This window comes from Microcystis sp. 0824, assembly GCF_003112475.1.
Taxonomy (GTDB): domain Bacteria; phylum Cyanobacteriota; class Cyanobacteriia; order Cyanobacteriales; family Microcystaceae; genus Microcystis; species Microcystis aeruginosa_C.
Genome location: NZ_BDSM01000013.1, coordinates 49267 through 74866 on the forward strand (window position 1 = coordinate 49267; position 25600 = coordinate 74866).

At 43.2% G+C, this 25600-nt stretch carries 22 protein-coding genes and 3 pseudogenes; 10 read left to right on the plus strand and 15 right to left on the minus strand.

Going from position 1 to position 25600, the window contains the following annotated elements; all coding sequences use genetic code 11:
• The first annotated feature begins 23 nt into the window (after nucleotides 1–23).
• From N0824_RS04995 to N0824_RS05015, 5 genes are all read left to right on the plus strand, one after another.
• The gene (locus N0824_RS04995; protein WP_108935950.1) at nucleotides 24–1361 is read left to right on the plus strand and encodes a Mur ligase family protein; all 1338 of its coding nucleotides are present in this window, start codon (nucleotides 24–26) and stop codon (nucleotides 1359–1361) included.
• Nucleotides 1362–1528: 167 nt separating this feature from the next.
• Nucleotides 1529–2332 (plus strand): type 1 glutamine amidotransferase, encoded by an 804-nt coding sequence (locus tag N0824_RS05000; protein WP_008203505.1) that lies wholly within the window; start codon nucleotides 1529–1531, stop codon nucleotides 2330–2332.
• 76 nt (nucleotides 2333–2408) lie between these two features.
• Entirely contained in the window at nucleotides 2409–3329 is a 921-nt protein-coding gene (locus tag N0824_RS05005; RefSeq protein ID WP_108935951.1) for a hypothetical protein, read from the plus strand.
• A gap of 321 nt (nucleotides 3330–3650) precedes the next feature.
• Complete coding sequence (locus N0824_RS05010) at nucleotides 3651–4055, plus strand: hypothetical protein (protein WP_108935952.1); 405 nt, start codon at nucleotides 3651–3653, stop codon at nucleotides 4053–4055.
• A 162-nt stretch (nucleotides 4056–4217) separates the two neighbouring features.
• Entirely contained in the window at nucleotides 4218–6542 is a 2325-nt protein-coding gene (locus N0824_RS05015; RefSeq protein ID WP_108935953.1) for a tetratricopeptide repeat protein, read from the plus strand.
• A gap of 103 nt (nucleotides 6543–6645) precedes the next feature.
• On the opposite strand, the pseudogene N0824_RS20890 reads toward N0824_RS05015, so the two are convergent.
• From N0824_RS20890 to psaA, 4 genes and pseudogenes are all read right to left on the minus strand, one after another.
• Nucleotides 6646–6790: pseudogene (locus N0824_RS20890) on the minus strand (DUF4164 domain-containing protein); the annotation flags it as partial.
• Nucleotides 6791–6942: 152 nt separating this feature from the next.
• Nucleotides 6943–7140, minus strand: a pseudogene (locus tag N0824_RS05020) (DUF4164 domain-containing protein); the annotation flags it as partial.
• 289 nt (nucleotides 7141–7429) lie between these two features.
• On the minus strand, nucleotides 7430–9643 hold the full coding sequence (gene psaB, locus N0824_RS05025) for a photosystem I core protein PsaB (RefSeq protein WP_002770787.1): 2214 nt from the start codon (nucleotides 9641–9643) through the stop codon (nucleotides 7430–7432).
• 178 nt (nucleotides 9644–9821) lie between these two features.
• Entirely contained in the window at nucleotides 9822–12071 is a 2250-nt protein-coding gene (gene psaA, locus N0824_RS05030) for a photosystem I core protein PsaA (RefSeq protein ID WP_002780971.1), read from the minus strand.
• Nucleotides 12072–12538: 467 nt separating this feature from the next.
• Here psaA and N0824_RS05035 point away from each other — a divergent pair, with 467 nt between their 5' ends.
• Both N0824_RS05035 and N0824_RS05040 read left to right on the plus strand, forming a co-directional pair.
• Entirely contained in the window at nucleotides 12539–14059 is a 1521-nt protein-coding gene (locus N0824_RS05035) for a hypothetical protein (protein ID WP_108935954.1), read from the plus strand.
• Between the two features lie 491 nt (nucleotides 14060–14550).
• Nucleotides 14551–15117 carry a hypothetical protein gene (locus N0824_RS05040; RefSeq protein ID WP_108935955.1) on the plus strand — a complete coding sequence of 189 codons (567 nt, stop codon included), beginning with the start codon at nucleotides 14551–14553 and terminating at the stop codon, nucleotides 15115–15117.
• A 116-nt stretch (nucleotides 15118–15233) separates the two neighbouring features.
• Here the strand turns inward: N0824_RS05040 and N0824_RS05045 are convergent, their stop codons facing one another.
• From N0824_RS05045 to N0824_RS05060, 4 genes and pseudogenes are all read right to left on the minus strand, one after another.
• On the minus strand, nucleotides 15234–15881 hold the full coding sequence (locus tag N0824_RS05045; protein WP_108935956.1) for a YqiA/YcfP family alpha/beta fold hydrolase: 648 nt from the start codon (nucleotides 15879–15881) through the stop codon (nucleotides 15234–15236).
• Nucleotides 15882–15892: 11 nt separating this feature from the next.
• On the minus strand, nucleotides 15893–16198 hold the full coding sequence (locus N0824_RS05050) for a DUF2973 domain-containing protein (protein WP_002732775.1): 306 nt from the start codon (nucleotides 16196–16198) through the stop codon (nucleotides 15893–15895).
• Nucleotides 16199–16296: 98 nt separating this feature from the next.
• The gene (locus tag N0824_RS05055; protein ID WP_108935957.1) at nucleotides 16297–16704 is read right to left on the minus strand and encodes a DUF2605 domain-containing protein; all 408 of its coding nucleotides are present in this window, start codon (nucleotides 16702–16704) and stop codon (nucleotides 16297–16299) included.
• A gap of 15 nt (nucleotides 16705–16719) precedes the next feature.
• Nucleotides 16720–17346, minus strand: a pseudogene (locus N0824_RS05060) (TenA family protein).
• A 673-nt stretch (nucleotides 17347–18019) separates the two neighbouring features.
• On the opposite strand from N0824_RS05060, the gene N0824_RS21210 reads away from it, so the two are divergent.
• A complete protein-coding gene (locus N0824_RS21210; RefSeq protein WP_108935959.1) occupies nucleotides 18020–18226 on the plus strand; it encodes a hypothetical protein in 207 nt (68 codons plus the stop codon).
• A 40-nt stretch (nucleotides 18227–18266) separates the two neighbouring features.
• Nucleotides 18267–19166: an amino acid ABC transporter substrate-binding protein gene (locus N0824_RS05085; protein WP_108935960.1), complete on the plus strand. Its 900-nt coding sequence runs from the start codon at nucleotides 18267–18269 to the stop codon at nucleotides 19164–19166.
• A 640-nt stretch (nucleotides 19167–19806) separates the two neighbouring features.
• Here N0824_RS05085 and N0824_RS21215 read toward each other — a convergent pair.
• The 4 genes from N0824_RS21215 to N0824_RS05105 all read right to left on the minus strand — a co-directional run bounded on the left by N0824_RS21215 (nucleotide 19807) and on the right by N0824_RS05105 (nucleotide 21857).
• Nucleotides 19807–19992 carry a hypothetical protein gene (locus N0824_RS21215; protein WP_233256358.1) on the minus strand — a complete coding sequence of 62 codons (186 nt, stop codon included), beginning with the start codon at nucleotides 19990–19992 and terminating at the stop codon, nucleotides 19807–19809.
• A 9-nt stretch (nucleotides 19993–20001) separates the two neighbouring features.
• Entirely contained in the window at nucleotides 20002–20256 is a 255-nt protein-coding gene (locus tag N0824_RS05095) for a hypothetical protein (RefSeq protein WP_024968434.1), read from the minus strand.
• 56 nt (nucleotides 20257–20312) lie between these two features.
• Complete coding sequence (locus N0824_RS05100; protein ID WP_108935962.1) at nucleotides 20313–20777, minus strand: transposase; 465 nt, start codon at nucleotides 20775–20777, stop codon at nucleotides 20313–20315.
• A 222-nt stretch (nucleotides 20778–20999) separates the two neighbouring features.
• Nucleotides 21000–21857, minus strand: coding sequence for an IS5 family transposase (locus N0824_RS05105; protein ID WP_108936055.1), 858 nt, complete (start codon nucleotides 21855–21857; stop codon nucleotides 21000–21002).
• Between the two features lie 356 nt (nucleotides 21858–22213).
• On the opposite strand from N0824_RS05105, the gene N0824_RS05110 reads away from it, so the two are divergent.
• Nucleotides 22214–23986 (plus strand): lipoxygenase family protein, encoded by a 1773-nt coding sequence (locus N0824_RS05110; RefSeq protein WP_108935963.1) that lies wholly within the window; start codon nucleotides 22214–22216, stop codon nucleotides 23984–23986.
• Nucleotides 23987–24233: 247 nt separating this feature from the next.
• Here N0824_RS05110 and N0824_RS05115 read toward each other — a convergent pair whose 3' ends face one another.
• From N0824_RS05115 to N0824_RS05125, 3 genes are all read right to left on the minus strand, one after another.
• Nucleotides 24234–24584, minus strand: coding sequence for a DUF86 domain-containing protein (locus N0824_RS05115; protein WP_108935964.1), 351 nt, complete (start codon nucleotides 24582–24584; stop codon nucleotides 24234–24236).
• The gene (locus tag N0824_RS05120; protein WP_002757283.1) at nucleotides 24574–24864 is read right to left on the minus strand and encodes a nucleotidyltransferase family protein; all 291 of its coding nucleotides are present in this window, start codon (nucleotides 24862–24864) and stop codon (nucleotides 24574–24576) included. Before N0824_RS05120 ends, N0824_RS05115 begins: the two co-directional genes overlap by 11 nt.
• A gap of 145 nt (nucleotides 24865–25009) precedes the next feature.
• A complete protein-coding gene (locus N0824_RS05125) occupies nucleotides 25010–25498 on the minus strand; it encodes an ATPase (protein ID WP_108935965.1) in 489 nt (162 codons plus the stop codon).
• Nucleotides 25499–25600 lie beyond the last annotated feature (102 nt).

Below are 25600 nucleotides of genomic sequence, written 5' to 3' on the forward strand. Positions count from 1 at the left end.
AACAGCTATAAGAATCTCACTTCATGCAATTGTTTGATCGTATCCGTTTAGGGATAGCCGTAGCGGTGGCTAAAACCGTTACTGCTGTGGTTAAAGGACTCCGTTTAGGGGCCGCCAGCGTCTTGCCGGGGGAAATTGCCCGTCGTCTCCATCCCCGTTTGTTACCGCTACTTTGTGGGCAAGTCCGACGGGGGGTAATTTTGGTGGTTGGCACGAATGGAAAAACTACCACTTCCCTACTGCTAAGAACTATTCTAGAGCGTCAGGGGGCAAAAGTCACCCATAATACCACTGGGGCAAATTTAATTAATGGTTTAATCACTGCTTTATTAGCCGATGCCAATTTATTCGGCACTTTAAAAGCTGATTATGCCATTTTAGAAGTGGATGAAAATATTCTCCCTTTGGTTTTAAAAGATTGTCGTCCTCGCGCTATTTTAGCTCTTAATTTGTTTCGCGATCAACTCGATCGCTATGGGGAAGTGGATACGATTAGTCGCCGTTGGCAAGGGGCCATATCTCCCCTACCCACCGATACTTTAGTGATTCTCAATGCTGATGATCCGACTCTTTCCCATTTGGGTCAACAACTGCCTCAAAGAGTTGTATATTTTGGCTTAAGTGAACCAGAATTATATCTAGAAGAAATTCCCCACGCTGTCGATTCTATTTACTGCCCTAAATGTGGTGCTTCTTTGGATTATCGCGGGGTTTATCTCTCCCATTTAGGGGATTTTAGTTGTCCTAGTTGTGGCTTTAAAAAGAGTAATCCTGCTTTTCATAGTCACGATTGGCCGCAGATTTTAATCGGTGTTTATAATAAATATAATACTTTAGCGGCGGGTTTAGTAGCCCAGGAATTGGGGATTAAAGATCGAGAAATTTTTGAGACAGTTCAGGGTTTTAAAGCGGCTTTTGGTCGAGCGGAAGAATTAGAAATTGAGGGTAAAAAAGTTAGGATTTTACTGTCTAAAAATCCCGTGGGTATGAATGAAACAATTCGCGCAGTGGCTGATATTTTACAGAAAGAAAAGTCTTCTACTACTCTCTTAGTTCTCAATGATCGCATCCCCGACGGGACGGATGTTTCTTGGATTTGGGATGTGGATACGGAAAAATTAACCCGTTTGGGAACAACTTTAGTGGTAACAGGCGATCGACTTTATGACATGGCCTTGCGCTTACAATATAGTCAGGATAGTCTCGCTTATCCGGTTAATTTAATTGTTGAATCCGAGCTAAAAAAAGCGATCCAAATTGCCCTTAATAACACCAAAAATGAGGAAACTTTACATATTTTACCCACCTATTCTGCTATGTTAGAAGTACGAGAGATTCTCACAGGTCGAAAGATTTTGTAGAAATAAAAGGGGGACATAAGCGCAAGCTTACATTAGCTTTCTTTTTTTGTGAGATGCTTACACGCAGTTGTTCAGATATTTGTAATAATTTTTGATATTTCTACAAACTTGAGATGCAGCCTGTCTCTTATCCCCCATTCCCTAATCCCCTAATCCCCTAAGAAATTATGCAAGAACTAGAACTAAAAATCGGCTGGTTATATCCTACCTTAATGAGTACCTACGGCGATCGAGGTAATGTTATTACTATCCAAAGAAGATGTCAATGGCGTGATATTGCTGTGACAATTATTCCCCTAGATGCTCAAACAGAAGCCGAGACATTTTATCAAGTAGATATAATTGTTGGGGGTGGAGCGCAGGATCGGCAACAGGAGATCGTTATGCGGGATTTACAGGGGAAAAAAGCAGCGGCGATGAAAGAACAATTATCGGCAGGAATACCGGGAGTTTTTACCTGTGGTTCCCCACAATTATTAGGACATTATTATGAACCAGCTTTCGGTCAAAGAATCGAAGGATTGGGATTATTAGACCTAGTAAGTAAACATCCTGGACCCAATGCAAAACGCTGTATCGGTAACGTGGTTTTTGAAATTACTGCCTCCCCCTTAGCGGAGGAAATTAAAGCTATGACTGGGGAAAAACCGCTAGTAATTGGTTTTGAAAATCACGGGGGTCGTACCTATTTACAAACCGTTTCTCCCTTAGGAAAGGTGATTACCGGTTACGGAAATAACGGAGAGGACGGTTATGAAGGGGCATTTTACCACAATGCGATCGCTACCTATGCCCACGGTCCCCTACTACCCAAAAATCCCTTTTTAGCCGATTGGTTAATCCAAAAAGCTTTAGAACAAAAGTATCAAAAACCGATTTTTTTAACAAAACTTGATGATTCTCTGGCCCTGAAAGCACGATTTGCCATGTTTGAACGACTAGAACTAACCGGCGTGACCAATAAAGCCTAAACTGGTCATATACACTTATGGCAGGAGATAGTCAAACTAGCCATTAAGAATTTTAATTCTGGCAGCTTATGAAATTATGACTGGAAAAATTATCGATCGTCAAACGGCGGGGTTTCTCGTCCTCATCATCCCCCTAGCGGTGCTAATCATCCTTGTTTTTACCGCTTGGCCATTGATCCTACTTGTCTTCCTCTTAACTCTGGCAGTCAAGGTGTGGCAAGACTATCGCTGGTCAAAATTATCGACGGTGATTAACCCCTATTTCAATCAACTTTTACAGGACAATCAAGGTTGTCTCACCCCGATTGACCTATCGGCAAAAGCCAATCTCACGGCCAAATTAGCCAGACAATTTTTAGACAGAAAAGCTGAGGAATTTGGGGCGCAAAAAAAAGCTGTAGGCGATAAGGGTATGGCCTATTACTTTATCACCGCCAGTACCTTGGGTAGTATTTTTGATGAGAGTGACCCCTCTTTAGAAGAAATAGAGGAAAAACAAGTTCCTGCGATTACTGCCTCGAGATCTCCCCTGACCAATTTAGAGCCATCGCAGGAGGCTAAATCCCCCCTGATTGTCGCCGAAAAAAGCGAAAATTCTGTCCCGGAGGTTCCTGTTATTTCCTCCTCCCAATCTCTGACTAATTTAGGTAAATTATTTGAGGAAAAAGAGGAAGAAAATACCGCAGCAATCTCTGTTCAAGAAACGGTAATTCAAGAACCGGAGGAGATAATTAATCCTAGTTTAAACAGTTCTGCCAGTTCTTTGTTCCAGTCAGAATCAGAAGTTAGGGAAGAATCCCTAACCTCTGTATCTGAAACCATCTCATCGATGAGTTTGGCGGATTTGGCTAAACGTTTAGGAGTTACTCCGGCCGTTTTGGGTAGAAACAAGAAAAATAAATCCGAAACAGAATTCGCCGATTGGAGTCGCATCAGAGATCCCGATGGTATTGCTTGGAAATTTGACGCAAAAAACTCCCTATTTATGGCCAACTGATAGATAAATTTGTTTGGTTTTCTAGACAGGCTCCCTGCCTGTCTTTTTTGGCTCTAAGATAAGGGGGGATCAACACCCCCCTTATCAAGGGTAGGGTTGATTCATGAATCAACCCTACTATGAACCAAACCTAGGAACAGGGGGGATCAACACCCCCCTTATCAAGGGGGGATTAAGGGGGGATCAACACCCCCTTATCAAGGGGGGATTAAGGGGGGATCAAAGGAACGCTGATTCCCGACAAGATGAGTGATTGACTTTCCTGCTTTCATCCCAAAATAGTTGTGCTAGAATGGCGAAAAATTCCCCCGATTGATAATTATGTTAGCCGAATTAGCCGCCGCCGAAATCGCTAAAATCGCCTTTGAAGCTGTTATCGGTAAATTAACGGAAGCAGCCATGGATAAAGGTGTAGAATTGTGGCAAAAAATTAAGCAAAAGTTACAAAAGGAACCCACCGCAGCCAAGGTTTTAGCGGCAGCCGAACAAACCAAATCCGAGGCAATGATTGAACAGCAAGTGGTTCCTTTTTTACAGGTAGAAATGCTCAAAGACCCCAATTTTGCCCAAGAAATCCAAACCCTAGCACAACAAATTATGATAATTAATCAGAATCAAACAGAAAGGAAAACTCAAATTGGTACACAAATAAACAAAGATATTAAACAACAATTGAACATTCAAGAAGTTAAGGGTGATTTAAATCTAGGAATCCTTCCTGAATGACTGGCGGATCTGCACGCAACAGCAGACGCAATAGAAAATAATCGCAGTAGTCAAAGGAGTATTTTCAAGGGAGGAAATGCTCGAAAAAGTCTCGTCCATTGGCAGGGAAGGAAGGAGGAAATCACCCAAATTAAGCAGTGGTTTACTGATCAAAATGTTGCGATGATTGGCATCAAAGGAGTTGGAGGAATTGGAAAATCTACCCTAGCCAGTAAAATTTTTGAGGAGAAAATTACCCTCGATCCTTCCCTAGGGGACGATGAAGATTTATTCCCAAAACGCTTTTGGTGGGAAGCGGGAAATCTGGGGGGATTTAGTGGTTTAGCTCGCCAACTCCTGACGGAATTTGGTTATCCCGTCCCCGAAAAAGAAATAGATTTACAGGAAGCTTTAATCAGACAATTGCAACGCCATCGCCACCTAATTATTATCGATAATCTAGAGAGTTTATTAGGGGAAGATGGTTCTTGGAATAATGAATTTTATCAGCAGTTTTTCACTGCTTGGATAGAAAAAGGTGACACCAGCAAAATTATAGTCACCACCAGAGAAAAGCCAAAAACTAGGGGTTTTAACCGTTGGATTGAGCTAAAAGGTTTGAAACCTCCTGAAGGGGCGCAATTGTTAGCGGAATCGCAAATAACAGGGGATCTAGAGAACTTTTCTCGACGGGTGGATGGTCATCCATTACTCCTGCGATTGGTGGCGGATTTAATCTTAGCAGAATTTCCGCAAAACCCCAGTTTAGAAAGGTTAGCGGATTTAGGATTAGGAAATTTATCGCAACTTTTGAGCGATCCGCAGGTGGTGGGGAGCCATCGTCAAGAGACAGTGGGAATTGCTTTAGTTTTAGATGCTAGTTTTCAGCGACTTAGCCAAAGACAGCAGGAATTATTCACTAAAACCAGCATTTATCGCCGAGAATTTGATTCTCCGGCAGCCAAAGCGGTGATGGATAATTACCCGGAGATCGCACTGTCCGAGATCACGGCAGATCTGCGAGAATTACAGCGACGATCATTATTAGAAGAAAAAGAGGAAAATCGCCAGCGAATTTTTAGTTTTCAGCCTTTAGTTTGGGAATATGCACAATACAAAGCCGGCGATCAAAGGGAATTACACCAAAAAGCGATCGCCTATTATCTTTCTATTGCTCAACCCGACTCCTGGGAAATCCTCAACGATGTGCAACCTTACCTAGAAATTTTCTATCATCGCTATCAGTTAACCGAGTACGACAATGCTTTTGATATTCTCCGTGCTATCGATGATTTTCTCACCCGACGGGGGTATTATCAAACCCTAGCGGATTATTACCTTGAATTAGTCACTGTTTACCAACAACAGGAGGAGCAAACCAACTGGAAATATACCGCATCCCTCACCAGTTTAGGCAATGTTTACTATTCCCTAGGAGAATACCAAAAAGCGATCGAGTTTCATCAACAGTCCTTAGCAATCTTTCGGGAAATCGGTGATCGGGGGGGTGAAGCGGCATCCTACAATAATTTAGGCAATGTTTACGATTCCCTAGGAGAATACCAAAAAGCGATCGAGTTTTGTCAACAGTCCTTAGCAATCACACGGGAAATCGGTGATCGGGGGGGTGAAGCGGCATCCTACAATAATTTAGGCAATGTTTACAATTCCCTAGGAGAATACCAAAAAGCGATCGAGTTTCATCAACAGTCCTTAGAAATCACACGGGAAATCGGTGATCGGAGGGGTGAAGCGTCTTCCTACATGGGTTTAGGTAATGTTTACCAATCCCTAGGAGAATACCAAAAAGTGATCGAGTTTTATCAACAGTCTTTAGCAATCCTTCGGGAAATCGGTCATCGGGAGGGTGAAGCGTCTTCCTACAATAATTTAGGCACTGTTTACTGTTCCCTAGGAGAATACCAAAAAGCGATCGAGTTTCATCAACAATCCTTAGCAATCTTTCGGGAAATCGGTCATCGGGGGGGTGAAGCGAATTCCTACGGTAATTTAGGCGCTGTTTACTATTACCTAGGAGAATACCCAAAAGCGATCGAGTTTTATCAACAGTCCTTAGAAATCACACGGGAAATCGGTGATCTAGGGGGTGAAGCGAATTCCTACGGTAATTTAGGCAATGTTTGCCAATCCCTAGGAGAATACCAAAAAGCGATCGAGTTTTATCAACAGTCCTTAGCAATCACACGGGAAATCGGTGATCGGGGGGTTGAAGCACAATCTTGGTTTAATCTGGGAGTTACCTACTATAAACTCAAACGTATATCGGAAGCGAAAGAAGCATTTCTTCAGTCGCGGGAATTATATCAAGCATTGGGGTTAGCAGGATATGTTCAAAAGTGCGATGATGAAATTCGGCAATTAGAAACCCAAAAATATCCCTTAATCGTTGCTTTCTTTCTGGGGGTGGTTATGTTTCCTTTAGTTTTAATTGGGGGGATAATAGTGGCATTGTGGCGATTGTTAAAAAGATGGTTGAGGAAAGCATAATTAGGGGTAGGATGGGTTAAATATCCCTTATTTTTAACCTGAGTTTCACATCTGCTAATTTCCCCTCATAACTACCCTAAAGTGAGAAATTATAGTAATATTTCTAAGGATTGCCAGAAAAGAAAGAGCGCCACGCTGCTGTGCCGATCGCTCCTCCCTAAAAGGATAATTAACGTCCAAACTTGATTTTTTTGGGTTCCTTCCAGCTTTTCTAGTCTTCTATCCATCCCATCGACTTTCTCAGTTAGTGGCTCTTCTAGGTTCTGTGTGATAAGTTTAATTGACATAGGATCGATCGATCTTTGTGTCCTTTGTGTCTTTGTGGTTCGTTCCACCCCCTCGCTAGGAGAAATGTATCTTAGAATACATTTTACCCACCAAAGCTGGGAGAGCCAGTTAGTTTTGTCTGTCCTACCTCTAGCTTAGTTAGCCGTTCGTCAATTTTATCAAATTTCTGGTTAAAATCCTTTTGTAGGCTATCAAATTTCTGGTTAACATCCTGTTGGAAGGTATCGATTTTTTGGTTAACTTCCTTGATGCTGTCTTTGATTTCCTTGAGGACAGATTCAAGACTATAAGTAACGGTTTCGTTAGACATTTTGGTAAAATCCCTGGGAGTAATGATAGTACAATAATTTTATTTTAATCCTAAATCCGGTTATTAAAAACTGATTATTTATTCTCCGTATAATACTAAATCTGGTTATTAAAAACTGATTATTTATTTCTCCTTTTGCCTTTTGCATGAGTAGAAAACGGGTTTCTCGGAGAAACCCGTTTTCTGTGGGTTACTCAAAGGATTGGGATTGAGCCGTGCTTTTATGATCAATCATAAACAAAACCCCCCACCAATGGGCGAGGGGTTTTTTAGTTACCTAATTCAAGGTTTAGCCGAACTTGCCGGCAGTGGAAGCGATCAAGAAGGCGGCGTAGGTGAAGATATAGCCAACGGTGAAGTGAGCTAAACCAACCAAACGAGCCTGAACGATCGAGAGAGCCACGGGTTTGTCTTTCCAACGAACGAGGTTCGCCAGAGGAGTGCGTTCGTGGGCCCAAACGATAGTTTCGATCAACTCTTGCCAGTAACCACGCCAAGAGATCAGGAACATGAAACCGGTTGCCCAAACGAGGTGTCCAAAGAGGAACATCCAGGCCCAGACAGAAAGGTTGTTAACACCGTAGGGGTTGTAACCGTTGATTAACTGAGCCGAGTTAGCCCAGAGGTAATCGCGGAACCAGCCCATCAGGTAGGTGGAGTTTTCGTTAAACTGAGCCACGTTACCCGACCAGACACCGAGGTGTTTCCAGTGCCAGTAGAAGGTTAACCAACCCAAGGTGTTCAACATCCAGAACATGGCTAGGTAGAAGGAATCCCAAGCAGAGATGTCGCAAGTACCGCCACGGCCGGGACCGTCGCAAGGGAAGGAATACCCGAAGTCTTTTTTATCGGGCATTAATTTGGAACCACGAGCGTCTAAAGCACCTTTAACCAGGATTAGAACGGTGGTGTGTAAACCAAGAGCGATCGCATGGTGAACGAGGAAGTCGCCAGGACCGATGGTTAAGAAGAGGGAGTTAGTGCCGCTATTGATCGCGTCTAGCCAACCGGGTAACCAAACATCACCGTAGTTAGGATAGGCGGTGTAAGCGATACTATCGGGGTTAGACAACAGTACGTTCATGCCGTACAGGGTTTTACCCGAAGCTGCTTGCACGAATTGAGCGAACACAGGTTCGATCAAGATTTGTTTTTCGGGAGTACCGAAAGCGACGACCACATCGTTATGAACGTAGAGGCCGAGGGTGTGGAAACCTAAGAAAAGGGAAACCCAGCTTAGGTGAGAGATGATCGCTTCTTTATGCTCCAGCATCCGCGCTAGGACGTTATCTTTGTTCGCTTCGGGATCATAGTCACGCACGAAGAAGATAGCACCGTGAGCGAAAGCACCCACCGCTAGGAAACCAGCGATGTATTGGTGGTGGGTATAAAGAGCCGCTTGGGTAGTGTAGTCCTTAGCGATAAAGGCATAAGGGGGTAGCGCGTACATATGCTGCGCCACCAGAGAGGTGATCACGCCTAAAGAAGCGAGAGCCAAACCGAGTTGGAAGTGGAGAGAGTTGTTAACCGTGTCATAAAGATTTTTGTGACCGGCTCCTAACTTACCACTGGGGGGTCTGTGGGCATTGAGGATGTCCTTGATGCTGTGACCGATGCCCCAGTTGGTGCGGTACATATGACCAGCCACAATGAAGATCACAGCGATCGCCAAGTGGTGGTGAGCCATATCGGTTAACCAGAGGGACTCGGTTTGGGGATGGAAACCACCTAAGAAGGTGAGGATCGCAGTTCCCGCGCCTTGGGCAGTACCGAAAATGTGGTTAGCAGTGTCGGGGTTTTCCGCATACACACCCCAGTCACCGGTGAAGAAGGGTAGTAAACCCGCCGGGTGGGGGGGAGTGGAGAGGAAGTTGTCCCAACCAACGTGCTGACCGCGGGATTCGGGGATAGCAACGTGAACGAGGTGTCCGGTCCAAGCCAGAGAGCTAACACCGAACAGAGCGGCGAGGTGGTGGTTCAGGCGAGATTCAGCGTTTTTGAACCAAGCGAGGCTAGGACGGAACTTAGGTTGTAAGTGTAACCAGCCAGCAAAGAGGAAAATCGCCGAGAGAATCAGCAGGAACACCGCACCTTGGTATAGGTCTTGGTTGGAGGTCATACCGATGGTGTAGAACCAGTGGTAAACCCCGGAATAGGCGATGTTAACCGGATTAGAAGCGCCAGCTTGGGTGAAGGCATCTACCGCGCCTTTACCGAACTGGGGATCCCAAATCGCGTGGGCGATGGGACGGATATTTAAGGGATCTTTGATCCACTGCTCGAAGTTGCCTTGCCAAGCGACGTGGAATATAGTACCGGAAGTCCACAGGAAAATGATTGCAATGTGGCCGAAGTGCGACGCGAAAATCTTTTGGTAGAGATTCTCTTCCGTCATGCCATCATGACTTTCAAAATCGTGGGCTGTGGCGATCCCGTACCAAATCCGACGGGTGGTCGGATCTTGGGCTAGATCTTGGCTAAATTTAGGGAATTTAGTTGCCATAGCTGTTTAGGAAATTCTCCTCTCTAAATAACTGAGGCTCTTACACGAGTGCTGGTTATTTCCTTTTTTAAATTCACCCACTGTAATAGGAAACGCTTACAGTGGTATCGGTCAATCGACGCTGGTTCAGCCTAGTCTTGCCAATCCCCGGGGGACTGGCAAGCCCTTATAGGCAAGTTTAGCCAATCGAGAGACTTCTGGCCAAGAAGAATGCCCAAGTGGTGACAATACCGCCTAAGAGGTAGTGAGCCACACCAACGGCACGACCTTGAATGATGCTCAGGGCGCGAGGTTGGATAGCGGGGGCAACTCTTAACTTGTTGTGCGCCCAGACGATCGACTCGATTAATTCTTGCCAGTAGCCGCGACCACTGAACAGGAACATCAAGCTAAACGCGAAGACGAAGTGACCGGCTAGGAACATGATTCCGTAGGCAGACAGGGCAGAGCCATAGGAGTTAATCACTTGAGCTGCTTGCGCCCAGAGGAAATCGCGTAACCAACCGTTGATGGTGATGGCACTTTGGGCGAAGTTACCGAGGGTAACGTGGGTGACAGTGCCATCGGGGGCGACGGTTCCCCAGACATCGGACTGCATTTTCCAGCTAAAGTGGAAGATTACGACCGAGAGGGAGTTGTACATCCAGAACAGGCCGAGGAAGACGTGATCCCAACCCGAAACTTGGCAGGTACCGCCGCGACCGGGACCATCGCAGGGGAAACGGAAACCGAGATTCGCTTTATCGGGAATCAGACGGGAACCGCGAGCGTAGAGAACCCCTTTGAGGAGAATCAACACGGTGACATGGATGGTGAAGGCGTGGATGTGATGCACGAGGAAATCGGCAGTACCGAGAGTGATCGGCATCATGGCCACTTTGCCACCCACTGCTACTACGTCGCCACCGAAAGCATAACTAGCGGTAGTGAGAGCGTTAGGAGCGGTGTTGCCGGGGGCTAGGGTGTGGAGACTTTGTACCCATTGGGCAAAGATGGGTTGTAGTTGAATTCCCGTATCCGAGAACATATCTTGGGGACGACCAAAAGCCCGCATGGTGTCGTTGTGAATGTATAAACCGAAGCTATGGAAGCCGAGGAAAATACATACCCAGTTCAGGTGGGAGATAATTGCGTCGCGATGACGGATCACCCGATCGAGCAGGTTATCGACGTTTTTGGCCGGATCGTAGTCGCGTACCATGAAGATCGCTCCGTGCGCTCCTGCACCGACGATTAAGAAGCCACCGATCCAAGTGTGGTGAGTGAACAAGGATAGTTGGGTGGCGTAGTCCGTCGCCTGATAGGGATAGGGCGGCATGGCGTACATATGGTGGGCCACGATGATGGTTAGCGAACCTAAGAGAGCAAGGTTAATCGCTAACTGGGCGTGCCAAGAGGTGGTCAGGATTTCGTACAGTCCTTTGTGACCTTGACCGGTGAAGGGACCTTTGTGGTTTTCGAGGATTTCCTTCATGCTGTGACCGATACCCCAGTTGGTACGGTACATATGACCAGCAATGATGAATAATACAGCGATCGCCAAGTGATGGTGAGCGGTATCGGAAAGCCAGAGACCACCGGTCACGGGGTTCAAGCCACCTTTGAAGGTGAGGAAATCCGAGTAAGCACCCCAGTTAAGGGTAAAGAAGGGGGTCAAACCCTGGGCGAAGCTGGGATATAAATCCGCCATCTTGCTCGGTTCGAGAATGAACTCGTGGGGCAAGGGGATGTCTTGGGGAGCTACTCCAGCATCGAGGAGTTTGTTCACCGGTAAAGAAACGTGAATCTGATGACCGGCCCAACCTAGGGAACCTAAGCCGAGTAAACCCGCCAAGTGGTGGTTCATCATCGATTCCACGTTTTGGAACCATTCCAGTTTCGGTGCGCTTTTGTGGTAATGGAACCAACCGGCAAACAGCATCAGGCCCGCCATAACTAAACCACCGATAGCGGTGCAGTATAGCTGATAGCTGTTGGTGAACCCGGAAGCCCGCCAGAGGTAGAACAGACCAGAGGTGATCTGAATACCGTGGAAGCCGCCGCCCACATCGCCGTTGAGGATGCCTTGACCGACGATCGGCCAGACCACTTGGGCGCTGGGTTTGATGGCCAGCGGGTTGGTTAACCAAGCTTCATAGTTAGAAAATTTCGCGCCGTGGAAGTACATTCCACTCAGCCAAACGAAGACAACGGCGAGATGTCCGAAGTGGGCGCTGAAGATTTTCCGAGAAATATCTTCTAGATCGCTGGTTTGACTATCAAAATCGTGGACGTTGGCGTGTAGGTTCCAAATCCAGGTGGTGGTTTTGGGGCCTTTGGCTAAAGTGCGATCAAAATGCCCCGGTTGACCCCACTTCTCAAAGGAAGTAGGTACTGGGTCTTTATCTACAATCACTTTAGCTACCGCCTCTTTGGGGGGGAGTGCCATGAGGATTCTCCTCTCTCGACAATAGACTTAGCGTTTTATTTGAGGATAGATTTTTTAACCTAAAAAAGGCAAGTTGAAATCTGACCCACCTTTTGTTAATGTCGCTTGACTTTCCTCTTGGGTGAGATTCCAGTCGAAAGCATCAATAGTAGATGATAAGTCTTTGTTCTCTTGTCTGTTCGTTATGCTTAACAATAATTAAAATTCTCTTAATCCTTGATAGGAGAGACGTTTTCTGCTATGGACGGTCTTAGTCAGGGTCTGACTGGTGATTTTTCTTTACAAAAGTTTATCAATTGTCGCTCCGGAAGCCAATTTCCCCTTTTTCTCCCTCACCAGACCATATAGAAAATTCAATAGATAGATTCTCAAAAAACAATCAAACAATTCTGTAAAATTGAGGCCATAACCTCATCTTCTCGCGCTTTTGCTGACACCGGAGCATTCAATGACTCTAGCAAAAATCAATGGTTTGTATAGATTTTGGCCTTGGCTCTAGGAGGAACGTGCTATCCCTACTACATAAATTAATCCCAGTCAAAACCCTTCATATATGTCTTGTGATTGGTTTACTGACCACCCTGTTAACTGCCTGTGGCGATCGCCTGACGGCTACCAATCTCCCCAGTTCCGAAACCCCTCATCTTCCCGTCGTTCGAGGCCGCATTTCTGAGGTGGCCCCCCCGGCCCTAATTCAGGAACTGCGCCCCAGTTTAGATCGTTACGCTCCCCAAGTAACGATTCTCAGTCCTCTGGCCGAACAAGTTTTCGATGACCCTCAGGTGACAGTTAAACTACAAGTGTCGGATCTGCCAATTTTCCAAGACGATACCCTGAAATTAGGACCCCACTTGAGCCTAATTGTCGATAATGAACCAGCAGCGGCTATCTACGACCTCAAGCAACCGATTATCCTAGAAAATCTTGCCCCCGGTACTCACACCCTCCGCGTCTTGGCCCTGCGGCCTTGGCAGGAAAGTTTTAAAAATGATGGGGCCTTCGCTGAAACAACCTTTCATATTCTGACAAAAACAGGCAAAAATGACCCCGATAACAACTTACCCCTATTAACCTACAGTAGTCCGCAGGGAATCTACGGTGCAGAACCGATCCTGCTCGATTTTTATCTGAGTAATGCTCCTCTACGTCTGTCCAATACTGCCAACGAGGATAATAATCTTCAAAATTGGCGCATTCGTGTCACTGTCAACGGTGAAAGTTTTCTGCTTGATACTTGGGAACCAATCTATCTCAAGGGTTTTGCCAAGGGCAATAACTGGGTACAACTAGAATTCATCGATGGTAAGGGAAATAAAGTCGAAAACGAGTTTAATACCAGCGTGCGCGTGATTAGCTTTGATCCCTCTTACCAAGACGGCCTCAGTCAATTGGTCCGCGGCGATTTATCCCCTACAATTGCCCGTAGCATTGTTGATCCCAACTATAAAACCATTCCCCGTCTAGAGGAAGAAACCCCCGTTATTGAGCCAGAAACCCCTATAGTTGAGGAAGAAGAAACCTCTATAGTTGAGGAAACCCCTGTAGTTGAGGAACCCCCTATAGTTGAGGAAGAAACCCCTATAGTTGAGGAAACCCCTGTTATTGAGCCAGAAAGCCCTATAGTTGAGGAAACCCCTGTTATTGAGCCAGAAAGCCCTGTTATTGAGCTAGAAAGCCCAATCGTGGAAAAAACACCGGTGGAGACAGAAACAATCGAAAAGATAGAGGAAACCCCCGAAGCGATCGAATCTCCCCTAACCACCATACCAGAGACAAAGGAGATTAACGAACCTGCCCCCGGTATTCAGCCTCCGCTAGAAGTGGAACCTATTCCCGAACCCCAGAACAATAGCGAGAAAAAAATCACCATTTTTGATCGCATTCAACAAACCTTCAATCGCTTCCAGTTAGCCTCTCCCCCAGCAGAAAAAGATATCGAACTACCCACCCTCGATCCTGAATTATTCACCAATATTGATCGATCTTAAAGCCCAGCTTAATAAGCGATCAGTTATTTTAGGTATTAGCTATCAGCATTCAGCTTTTATTTAGGGTTGGCTGAAAAAATCTAAAAACCTTGTTGGGTAAGACTTTTAGACTTTTTGTCAATCAAAAAGTACCAGGCATGGGAGTGATCAGGGGGAAAGTTCAGGTACTTTTTCCCTGAAAATTAGGTAATTGGCCACCTCAAAACTGGTAAAACCCCACACCCCACACCCCACACCCTGCCACCAGAAAAAACTTTTTCAGCATACCCTATTTAGTCGATTAATAGCTAAATAGCCATTTTTGCGGTGATTTTACTGTTATATGGCTGACGGCTGCTAGCTGATGGTTAAAGACCTCCCAGAAAAACCCCCGCCAAATCAACGAGCGAGAAATTATTAAACAAATATTTCGCAATATAGACAAAATTGGGAACTAAGTTATAATCTAGAACGTCTATATTTAATTTACCAATTTTTTGCTTGAGGTAATTGTGTTTAACAAAATTTCCCTTGTCGCTGGTTTTGCCGGTTTAGTTGCCCTAACTACCGTTGGTGCTGTACCCGTACAAGCAGAACCGCAAAATAACGAAATCCTGATCAGTCAACTGCGTGGCCATAACACCTACAGAGGTGAGCCGCAACTCAACCCTGGTGACTATATACTCGGTCGCGTCCGGGGAACCGTGGGTGGTATTATGTCCATCCAATTGATCAGACCTGTGACAGTGGATGGCAAAGAAATTTTCAGTGGCGACTTTGCCGACGGAACCACCGCTCGTATTAGTGGGGATGGCACTGGTGGGGATGACGTGATTTTGCAATTGGTAGATGGCAAATTAGTTTATGTGGGTAAAGCTCGTCCCTATTGGGTTTCCCGCTTGAAACTAAAATCGGAAATCACCACCAGCGCTACTCGCTCGCAACTTTTAAGAGAAGTTAACCAAAAAGAACCCGCTTGGGGACTTCCTGCTTTACCCCCGGAAACCAGAACCTTTACTGAAGTTGCTCCCCAACCCGCTGCCGAGCCTAGTGTATCTCCTATCCGCGGACTTTGGTAGTGGCAAGATATCAGGAGAAAATCTCTTGTCTTAGAAGCTGAAAAATCTTGTCAAAATTCGATACAAATATACTAAAAACTCCCCTTTTTCCGATCAAAGGGGGGGTTATTTTTTAGTCAAAAATTGAGAAATAATTGTATTTCAGCCCAGATTGTCGTCAAAACATCGATAAGGGCATGATCGCTATCTAATTCGATTAATTTTACCCAAGGGCGATTTATGCGATAATGGCGACTATTTTCTAGGGGAATCACCTCATCGTCACTGCCATGAATAATCAGGGTGGGGAGCTGCCTGATTAACTTTTCTTGGGGATAATTTGCTAAATCCTCAATAAACTTGTAATAGATTGGCAGATAACGGCGATAACCGTAGTGATAAACCGATAAACTCCCAGATTTTTGCCAATTGGCTAGGGTTTCCGCTTCCAATTGTCCTAACCAAATCGGCCCGAAATTAAAAGCGGGAGCTAATAAAACGAGCCTTTGCACCTGAAAATAAGTTTCTGCCAGCCAAGCTGCCGTTAAACCGCCAAAACTGGAACCAATTAGGGTGACAGGAAACTGAGATTGTTCAATCAATTGGCCGACTTGAACAATCTGACGAGTGAGAGTTAAGCTAGAAAAGTCATCACCGTTAAGATCGGGAATTTCCATTGCTAAACCCCTCTTTTGCCAACAATGTGCTAAAAATTGCGCTTTTGTTGATTGGGGGCTAGAAGCAAAACCGTGTAGATAAATATATCTGCTTTCAAGAACCGCCATTCTAGAACCAATTAGATTTCTTCATCTTGCTCTTTGGTAGCACTGGGAGAAGAATTATAAATGGCATCTAACTGTTGACGAGCATCTTCGACAGTGAGAGAACGAATCACTAACAGAGGTTCATTAATCGGTTGTCCAGCCTCGTCTAAAAGTTCGGGATGGGAAGTCATGGGATAACCGTAGGGATTATAGGAATTAGCCGATTTAGCAGGACGTTTCTGGGAATCCATGCTGACAGTAATCAGACTCCGAATTAAATTATTAATGGTCAAAAAAGCGATAACTGTGAAGGCGAGGATATAGAGCAGATGTAACATTGGCCGAGTCTCCCATGAATTATGTGTGAATATTCCTAATTGCCAAAACTTTATGCTAAAAATTCGCTCAATTCTCTAGCTTACCAAAAAGTTTCAGGTTAAGCGTCAGTTTGAGGAGATTGATATTCTCCCCAACCCTGTAATCGACGACGACGACTGCTGACCCCCCAACACTCTGCCACCAGCTGATGCCACGGTAACAACATCTTGGCCTCGATACCCACCTGACCACCTGTGGTTTTAAAGAGTAAATGAGCCGTGGCCACCTCCTGTTGAGCGTTTTTGACTCTTGCTAATAAATCGTTTTGTTCCTCGAGGCTGAGAAAGGATAATCTCTCGGATTCGAGGAGAAGACGGGAACGGGAAAACCAATAGGTGAAATCCTCTAGTAGAGGTTCCAAGATGGTTTTCAGGAGTTCGTTTTCGGTGGGTTGCGAAGGAAACATTATTCTTATAATGACGATTTTGCTTACCTTAATCTTAGCGTCATTTATATTTCTTAACATTGCGACGGGAAAACTTTAAGATTTGCCCTGGCTGTAGGCGGCACTAAAGAAGTCCTGTTCACAACTAAGGGCATAACGATAGGATAAAGAGATATTTTCCGTCATCAGAGCGTATTTATCTGCCAATTACTCTAACTGGCTTGCTAAAGCGGCGAATTCATCCCCACTATAACTATCAATCCAAGCTTGATAGGGATTCTCAGAAATCGGCTCTAAGGCTAATTGTTGACCCAGATAAGCATAAAGACGCATACAGGGACTCATCGCCACGGCAATCGCACCGATGTCACCCATCCAAGCGGTAGCGAGAAGAAAATCCGTATAGCGACGGGTGGCATTAGCGGGCTGAACCTTTCTCAGGTCAACCCCCCACTGTAGAGCATAATTTTCGTGTAATTCTAACTCCTTTAATACCCCCGCCGCTAACCGATGAAAGCTAGTAAATCCCTGCCAATCAGGAGCTTTAGCGGCGGCGATACTGTAAGCACGGGCGAAAGATTCCAGAAAAAAAGCATCTTGACCGACATAAAAAGCGAAACAGTCCCGTTTAAGCTCTCCTGTGGCGATACCTCGCACAAAAGGGTGTTCGAGGCAAGCTTGCACTAGATCTTGATGGCTCTGCCAAAGTTGCTGACTAAGCATGGGAAAATACTAATTACTCAACTTTACCCGTATAAATGTACTAGCTATAGCTAAAAGTCTTACAGAGCCTGAGTTAAAGCAATGTAATACTAATAAACTACTGGGTACAAACTCCTGAAAACCTTACGCAGACAGCGTTTGAGGCAAAATTTTTCAAATTCGACCTTTAGACAATTATAGCTTGTTTTGAGGCAGAAAACCAGCAAAAACATGGCTACAGAGGGAATCGCTTACTCTAGAGATTAATGACACTATCTGTTACAATCAGGTTAGCGATCACTATACAGCCAACTCTACGGAATCGCTCTACTCCAGATACAGTCAACGGTACAGCCATTTTCAAGCGAAAAATGTACCCAGTAGCCTCTTTTCAGTTTTTTCTTAGAAGCTCCATGTAGTAAGGATTTTGTTAATTTTTTAGTATTTCTGTATGGGGGAAGTTCAGTAATTAGGTGGACAAGGTTGGTTAAGTGGGTGGGTGGAATTAAATATAAGATGAATGTAGGTTGGGTTGAAGCATGAAACCCAACGCCCGCATGGGTTACTGAAAATGGGTAAAACCCCACACCCCACACCCCACACCCTACACCCCGTCAGTTCAATTCCTTAACCCAAACTGACGTTAAACCTGTTACAATAAAAAATATAACTAACCAAATTTGAATTAAAAACTATGCGACTTAAGCGATGGGAGTCCCCACGGCGTCAGGGACGTAACGACAAAGGCAAGGGCGGTTCGGCCCGACAGCGACAACTGAAAAAACAATTTAAAATGCTGTCCAAAAAACTAAAAGGGGGAGAGAGTAACATCTCTCTTCTTTTTTTGTCCCCAGCAATCACCGCTAAAAAATCTTCCTCTGGGAAACTCTCAGTCTCCTAAAACAGTCCCAGACTTGAGCCACTTTCAGATTAGGAAAAAAATGAAGCTTATACTTGCCGTCATGACGATGACAGTAGCTTTAACCGTCACCAGTAACCATTCTAGCCTTGCGGGAGCAATCTTCGATCGCATTCAAAAAACTGGGGTAATTACTGCCGGCGCTCGTAAAGATGCTATTCCCTTTGGTTTTGTCAACTCCCAAGGCAAGTGGGTGGGTTACAGCCTTGATATGTTAGAGTTAATTCGCAAAGAAACCGAACGGAAGTTAGGAAAGCCAATTAAGTTAAAAATTGTTGAGATTACTCCCCAAAATCGTTTTGAAAAGTTGAAAACAGGGGTGATAGATATCGAATGTGGCTCCACTACTTTTACTTGGAAAAGAGAAAATGAAGTGGATTTTTCCGTTAGTTACTTTGCCAGTGGCACTCAATTGTTAACCCGCAAAGGTAGTAATCTCGATGACATCGGTAGCTTGGCAGGCAGACGCATTGGAGTGATTGCCAATACTACTAATGAAGCGGTAATTAAAACCCAACAACCCGCAGCTATTTTGGTCAAAGTTAAAAGTCGTGGCGAGGGTTTACAAAAACTAGAAACGGGAGAAATTGATGGTTTTGCCAGCGATGGCATTACCCTAGAAGGTTTAAGGAAAAACGCTAAAAATCCCGATAATTTAGCCATAGTTCCCTCCTATCCCTACGCCTACGAATCCTATGCCTGTACTTTACCTGAAAATGATTCTAAATGGCGCGATACGGTTAATTATACCCTATTAAAATTCATGGAAGGGATCGTTAGTGACCAACAACAAGCGGTGACAATTTATGAACGTTGGTTTGGTGAAGAGGGTGTTGTTCCCTATTCCAGAGAGACTATTAATGATTATTTTCAAGGTATTGTCAACACCTACGAATGGATTCCTTTAACTGTATTTCCCTAAAATCAAGAGCTTTTTAGAGACCAGTTGAAAAGGGCAAGGGTCAAGAGGCAAGATGCAAGAGGCAAAAGTATCGATTAATTTGTCTCCCTAAGACTCTTGTTGACCCTAATAAATCCTGTTTAAAAGGTATAGGAAAGCTGGAAAATGGGGAGAAGGGAGTGGGTTTTTAAAGTTGTATTTGTTATTAATCAAATTAATAAAGGTAAAAAATAAATCCCATCAACTGACTGAATGAATGGGCGATTGCGAGTTTTTTATTAATGTTTTTTAGGAGACTTTTGTGGGTTCCTTTTCTGAGGATTTAGAGGATTTTAGTTTGCACTTTAGGGTTATCTCCATACTTTCACCCGCATTATATCACAATGATAATCATAGCTCCAAACAGGTAGATATAATTCTATTGAGATGATAGCAGTCAAAGCATCAACAATAGTAATAGTTTGATCAGGAAATTGTTTAGCTTTTGCTATGGCTGCGAAATACTGATCTTCTGTCGGATTGATTAGATTAGCAGATTCTAAGCAATTTTGTGTGAAATGAGTGGCTTGTTCAAATCCTAATCTATATAGAAGCAAGCTGTAAGTTTCTATATATAGCAATTTCCATAGTTGTGAGGTACAGAGTCTTAGGTTTTGAGGAGTCAGGAGTTAAGATTTTGGTGTACCTCATGAGATTGGGAAACGCTATTATATACGGGGAAAGAGATAATAACTGTTAAATCTTCCGATTCTATGCGTCTTAGCTCTGCTTGCGATCTGCTATGATACTGATCACTGGTATCTATCGCTCCGTAAAGGGGGGTTGTGTCGGCAATAATCGCTTTCAAGATTTGAGCTTAAGGTAATTTATGGGACAGAGTAAATTCGGCTAAAACAGCGTCATGATTGATGGATGTGTCAGTATAGCCACTTCCTTTGGGTGCGGGAGATAAGTGAAAAGATTTTTTCGGTTTGGATAAATAGCCTTTCGCTATTAAAAATGATTCTATAGCCGTTTGTACTGTATCAGAAGAAGATACCTTATGCTCTTGATTGTAGGCGGCTAGAGCATTAATTATGGTGGTGGGTAGCTCAATCGTCACCTGTTGCATAACCAAAATCCTCTTGATTTAATCATGTTCCTATTATATGGCATAGAACGAGTTAGTTAGGACAGATGCCTGAAGGCTTTACTCACAGCATCCACAAGGTTTTCACTATCATTGATAATCTGACTAACATAGTTTTTCAATCTAGCCCAGAACTTTTCAATTTTGTTGAGATCTGGAGAATAGGCGGGTAAAAATAGCACTTCACATCCCGCTTTAGCTAACAATTTTTTGATTCTCTCTTTGGGATGAAAACTGGCGTTATCAATGATGATAATTTGACCGGGTAGTAGTTCGGGTAATAGCAATTGTTCTATCCACTCACACACCAACTCCGTATTACAGTACCCCTCAAACACCATTGGCGCGATAGTGGAACCACGCCACCAACCGCTGATCACACTAACTCGTTCGCTACAGTGACCTAACTTTAAAGCCTCAAATCTTTCTGATTTGTGACAATATCCATAAGGGTAATCGATGGTGTTATCTATTCCAGCTTCATCACTAGAACTCTTGCAAATTAATTATATGTTATAATGATGGGTTAACTAATTTTCCCCAAAAAATTAGTTAACCAGTACATTCGTCCTGAATGAAAACTTGAAGTTTAACTTTTAACTCAAAACTCTTTAGAGCTGCTTTAATTTGGTTATCAAAACCTCTTTATTTAAGCGGCACAAACTATCTCAATTTTTATAATTGAGAATAAATTCTCCTTGACTTGATTAATCTTTAGGCAACTTTTAAGAAGCTGCTATACCTATCCCTAACTCACAGTTATAAATAGCCGCCAACAAGTTAACTCTTAAACTATATCTTCGACGACGATTCCGATATTTACAGGATAAGATTTTAAAGGTTTTGAGTTTCCTATTTATAGGTTCAATGATAATCCTTTCTTTGGCTAAAGCCTTGTTATACTCTTTTTCTAACTCTGTTAATTTTCTATTTTTCGGTTTCTTTTTTGGTGTATAACTATTACTATGGTATGCAGCTATTCCCTGATAACCACTGTCTTCTATGCTGGTAGTTAAAGGATGAAAACGAACTCGACTTTTTTTAAATAAACTAAAATCATGACCTTTGCCTTTCCCACAAAAGACACAGATAATTTCCTCTGTATTTTGATCAGCTACTAATTGGAATTTTAAAGTATGATAACCTCTTTTACCCCCCAAAAAATCTTTCTGTTTCTTTTGGGGGCGTTCAATGGGAGTTTCCGTTACATCCATTACCGTTACGACCGGTATCTCTGCTTGATTGAGTAAAGCTTTTTTTCCTTTTAAACGGAAGTTTCCCGATTGTAAAAGCATTTTTTCCGTCTTATTTACAATCCGACATATAGTTGATTCTGATAGTTCCCAGCTTGTACCAATGTGAAAATATGTTCTATATTCTCGCCAATATTCTAACGTTACTAAAACTTGTTCTTCTATAGATAGTTTAGGTTTCGGTCCCCTTTTAGATGGTGAATTAGAGTCGGCTTCAACACTTTTTACTGATTCTACCATCTTTCTATATGTTTGTTTATACACACCGAAACGGCGTTTGAATTGTTCATCTGATAAGTTTTGATAATCCATAATTTTGCTAATAAACATAGCAAAATTATAGATGATTTCCTGACCTAAGATCACATTTTATTCTTTTTTCCACTTCAATCCAAGAATTGAGAAAAAAGCAAAACCTTATATCATACCATAAAAAAATTATGCAAGAGGTCTAATGTTTGTCAGAGTATCCTAATTTTGAACAATTTGTCTGGGATTTGGAAACCCGAGGAGTTTCTGATATTGATATTCCCGTTCTGATATTTGTTGCCAGATGAAAAAGAAAGCCGGATGTTGAGAATCAAAATGGGTGATAGCGAGAATCAATTATTAAAAAATGTTCAGAAATCAATGTAAGGAAGAAAAAACAAGGTATAATTACTTAAATTTTTTCAAACTTGATCAGAATGGTTAATACCCCTCCTCCCACTCCTTGTCTGCCCCAAAATGAACCAGATGCGAATCGCCGGGCTGATTCCCTCAATCTTCAACGGCAAGCCTATAGATACGACTATCAGTATCTCCCACCTTTAGTCCTCATGGAATCCGTGCCTGCAGCGGAAAACTTTTCCCTTCAGTACATTACTGAACGGTTGGCGGCAACTGCGGAACTACCAGCCAATATGCTGGCTGTCAAAGTCAAATCTTTTTTAGATCCCCTCGATGAGCTACAAGATTATGAGGACTTCTTTGCTATTATCCCCTTACCCAAAATCGCCAAAGTCTATCAAACCAATGATGCCTTTGCCGAACAACGTCTATCGGGAGCTAATCCCCTAGTATTACGTTTACTGAAGCCGGGGGATGCTGGCGCCCAAGTTCTCAATCAAATCCCCAGTTCTAAGACAGACTTCGAGCCATTGTTTCAGGTAAATCAAGAATTAGCGGCAGGAAACATTTACATTGCCGATTATACGGGTACGGATGCTAATTATCTCGGTCCCTCTTTTGTTCAAGGGGGAACCCATGCCAAAGGGCGAAAATATTTACCGAAACCCAGGGCCTTCTTTTGGTGGCGGAAAAGTGGCATCAGAGATCGGGGCAAATTAGTTCCGATCGCTATCCAATTTGGGGAAAATGCGGAAAAGCTTTATACTCCTTTTGAGAAAAACCCCCTTGCTTGGCTATTTGCTAAAATTTGTGTTCAGGTGGCCGATAGCAATCACCACGAGATGAATTCCCATCTCTGTCGAACTCATTTTGTCATGGAACCGATCGCGATCGGCACAGCCCGGCAACTGGCAGAAAATCATCCCCTCAGCCTTCTGCTTAAGCCACACCTAAGATTTATGTTAACGAACAACCATCTGGGACAAGAGAGACTGATCAACCCTGGTGGACCGGTGGATGAATTATTGGCCGGCACCTTGGGCGAGTCGATGGCACTGGTTAAGGATGCCTACGCAAACTGGAATCTTCGAGACTTTGCCTTTCCCAAAGAAATAAGTAACCGGGGTATGGATGATACGGAACGACTACCCCACTACCCTTACCGGGATGATGGGATGCTGGTTTGGCAGTCTATTAATCAGTTTGTTTCTGATTATCTCCATTATTTTTACCCAAACCCCCAAGACATCACTAACGATCAAGAATTACAAGCATGGGCCAGAGAATTATCTAATTCTGCGGCAGATCAAGGGGGCAATGTGAAGGGAATGCCAGCCAATTTTACGGATGTAGAGGACTTAATTGAAGTCGTTACCACAATTATTTTTATCTGCGGGCCACTGCATTCGGCCGTCAACTATGGTCAGTATGATTACATGACTTTTGCCGCTAATATGCCCTTGGCCGCTTACTGTGATCTTCCAGAAGCGATTAAGGATACTACAGGATCAATAATTGGAGATGCCAGAGGATCAATTACCGAAAAAGACATTCTTCAGCTATTGCCTCCTTATAAAAAGGCTGCCGATCAGTTACAAAGTCTGTTCACTTTATCCGACTATCGATACGATCGATTGGGCTATTACGATAAAGCTTTTCGAGAACTCTATGGACGGAAGTTTGAGGAGGTTTTTGCCGAGGGTGATCAGGCAACAATTACGGGCTTCCTTCGACAATTTCAGCAAAATCTCAATATGAACGAACAAGAGATTGATGCCAATAATCAAAAACGGATCGTACCCTATACCTATCTAAAACCTTCTCTAATACTCAATAGCATCAGCATTTAAGTCTAAGATAATATCTCTAAGCTTGGCTTTCAAGTTCTGCTATTTTACCCTGAAAAAAATCCCCCGGTCTTAGGGGGGATTTTTATTAGTTAAGCTTCGCCGATTGACTGGATTAGGAAAGCTTAATCCACTGGAAAACATGATCCACTCAATCGGGACAAAAAGAAGCCGCTAACGTCGGTTAAATTGCCTTTTTTATATAACTCATTCCCCCTTAATTGAATAAGTTGAGGGGGATTTTTATAGATTAATTTTCGGCTTCATTTTCTAAAATTTCCTGTAATTGTGAACGCAATGGAGTTAGATTATTTTCAATCGTCCGCCAAGCAATTGCCAATTCTACCCGAAAATATTCATGAAAAATGACATTTCGCATATTTCCCATTAAACGCCAAGGAATTTGAGAATAACGCAATTGTACCTCACTAGGAATATTTCTAGATGCCTCACCAATAATTCCTAAATTATAAAGAACTGCTTTAAGAGTCACTCGATTTGAGCTAAAATCTTCAAAGGTCATATTAGCCGTCCATTCCAAGATTTCATCAATGGATTCAATAATATCTTGAAGACGAAGTTGCCAATCTCTAAAAGGCATTAATCACATCCTTTAATACAGGTTGTCGTAAATGTTCTTTTAAAGAATCTTGAGTACCTAAATCAACAGAACATCCTAATATATCTTCTAAGTAAAGTCGTACCTCGATAAACTCAAATAACCCTACCGCTTTACTAAATTCTACCAATAAATCTACATCACTGTCAAAACGTGCTTCATCCCTTGCTACTGAACCAAATAGAGACAGAGATTTTACCCCTAGTTTTTCTAATTGTTCTCGGTGTTTTGCGAGAATTGTTAGTACCTCATCTCGTTTCATGGCTATTTCCTGAAATCTGATTACTTCATTGTAACCTTAATGGTTGTCTCGTTGATATTGGCTCTCATGATGAAGTTTATTAAAATAGAAATTATTATTGAACTTAGAAATGCTCTGCCAGTGCCAAATACCAACATTAGTTAGGTTACTTAGGTTTTTCAAGTTGCTCTTTAACTAATTCTAGGGGAAGTTTTAACACTCTAGCAATTTGCTCGACGGTTAAGCCTTCTTTCCTCAATTCTGTAGCGATTTCGAGTTTATATGCTTCAGCAATATTAGATTTTTGTAACTGATTTTCTGGTAGTTGATTACAGATATGGCCTTTATTAATTTGGACACCGTTAACGACATTATTGTTAGCAACATTATAATAATATCTTCGCAGACTAGACCTAAGATTGGCTTTATTAACTTCTTCTCCTAAAATTTCCGATAAGGTTTTCCATAGCTTACCGGCTACATCCTTGACATATTTCTCGGAACGATGATGACTTTTAGCGATTTCTGTGTATTTTTGATGGTTAATCACCCCTTCTAAGATTTCAGACTGAACATCATCTAAATTCTCTCCTGTATAGGAGAAGATGAGATTATCAACAGTTGTAATTAAAGAGTGAATATCAAAATTGTTCATGGCATTGGTTTAACTATGGGATTAAGTCATAATTGCTTGACATTATAGCACAGAATGTAAATTTAGGTACTTTATACGACTTTATCTTACTTTTTAGTGCTT

Bases quoted from the DNA above. Each gene is read 5' to 3' on its own strand.
- N0824_RS05095 (WP_024968434.1), bottom strand. From the start codon at position 20,256: ATGCAACAGGTGACGATTGAGCTACCCACCACCATAATTAATGCTCTA.
- N0824_RS05120 (WP_002757283.1), bottom strand. From the start codon at position 24,864: ATGAAACGAGATGAGGTACTAACAATTCTCGCAAAACACCGAGAACAA.
- N0824_RS05050 (WP_002732775.1), bottom strand. From the start codon at position 16,198: ATGTTACATCTGCTCTATATCCTCGCCTTCACAGTTATCGCTTTTTTG.
- N0824_RS05125 (WP_108935965.1), bottom strand. From the start codon at position 25,498: ATGAACAATTTTGATATTCACTCTTTAATTACAACTGTTGATAATCTC.
- N0824_RS05085 (WP_108935960.1), top strand. From the start codon at position 18,267: ATGAAGCTTATACTTGCCGTCATGACGATGACAGTAGCTTTAACCGTC.
- N0824_RS21210 (WP_108935959.1), top strand. From the start codon at position 18,020: ATGCGACTTAAGCGATGGGAGTCCCCACGGCGTCAGGGACGTAACGAC.
- N0824_RS04995 (WP_108935950.1), top strand. From the start codon at position 24: ATGCAATTGTTTGATCGTATCCGTTTAGGGATAGCCGTAGCGGTGGCT.
- psaB (WP_002770787.1), bottom strand. From the start codon at position 9,643: ATGGCAACTAAATTCCCTAAATTTAGCCAAGATCTAGCCCAAGATCCG.
- N0824_RS05010 (WP_108935952.1), top strand. From the start codon at position 3,651: ATGTTAGCCGAATTAGCCGCCGCCGAAATCGCTAAAATCGCCTTTGAA.
- N0824_RS05035 (WP_108935954.1), top strand. From the start codon at position 12,539: ATGGTTTGTATAGATTTTGGCCTTGGCTCTAGGAGGAACGTGCTATCC.
- N0824_RS05110 (WP_108935963.1), top strand. From the start codon at position 22,214: ATGGTTAATACCCCTCCTCCCACTCCTTGTCTGCCCCAAAATGAACCA.
- N0824_RS05115 (WP_108935964.1), bottom strand. From the start codon at position 24,584: ATGCCTTTTAGAGATTGGCAACTTCGTCTTCAAGATATTATTGAATCC.
- N0824_RS05005 (WP_108935951.1), top strand. From the start codon at position 2,409: ATGACTGGAAAAATTATCGATCGTCAAACGGCGGGGTTTCTCGTCCTC.
- N0824_RS05105 (WP_108936055.1), bottom strand. From the start codon at position 21,857: ATGTTTATTAGCAAAATTATGGATTATCAAAACTTATCAGATGAACAA.
- psaA (WP_002780971.1), bottom strand. From the start codon at position 12,071: ATGGCACTCCCCCCCAAAGAGGCGGTAGCTAAAGTGATTGTAGATAAA.
- N0824_RS05055 (WP_108935957.1), bottom strand. From the start codon at position 16,704: ATGTTAAGAAATATAAATGACGCTAAGATTAAGGTAAGCAAAATCGTC.
- N0824_RS05045 (WP_108935956.1), bottom strand. From the start codon at position 15,881: ATGGCGGTTCTTGAAAGCAGATATATTTATCTACACGGTTTTGCTTCT.
- N0824_RS05000 (WP_008203505.1), top strand. From the start codon at position 1,529: ATGCAAGAACTAGAACTAAAAATCGGCTGGTTATATCCTACCTTAATG.
- N0824_RS05015 (WP_108935953.1), top strand. From the start codon at position 4,218: ATGATTGGCATCAAAGGAGTTGGAGGAATTGGAAAATCTACCCTAGCC.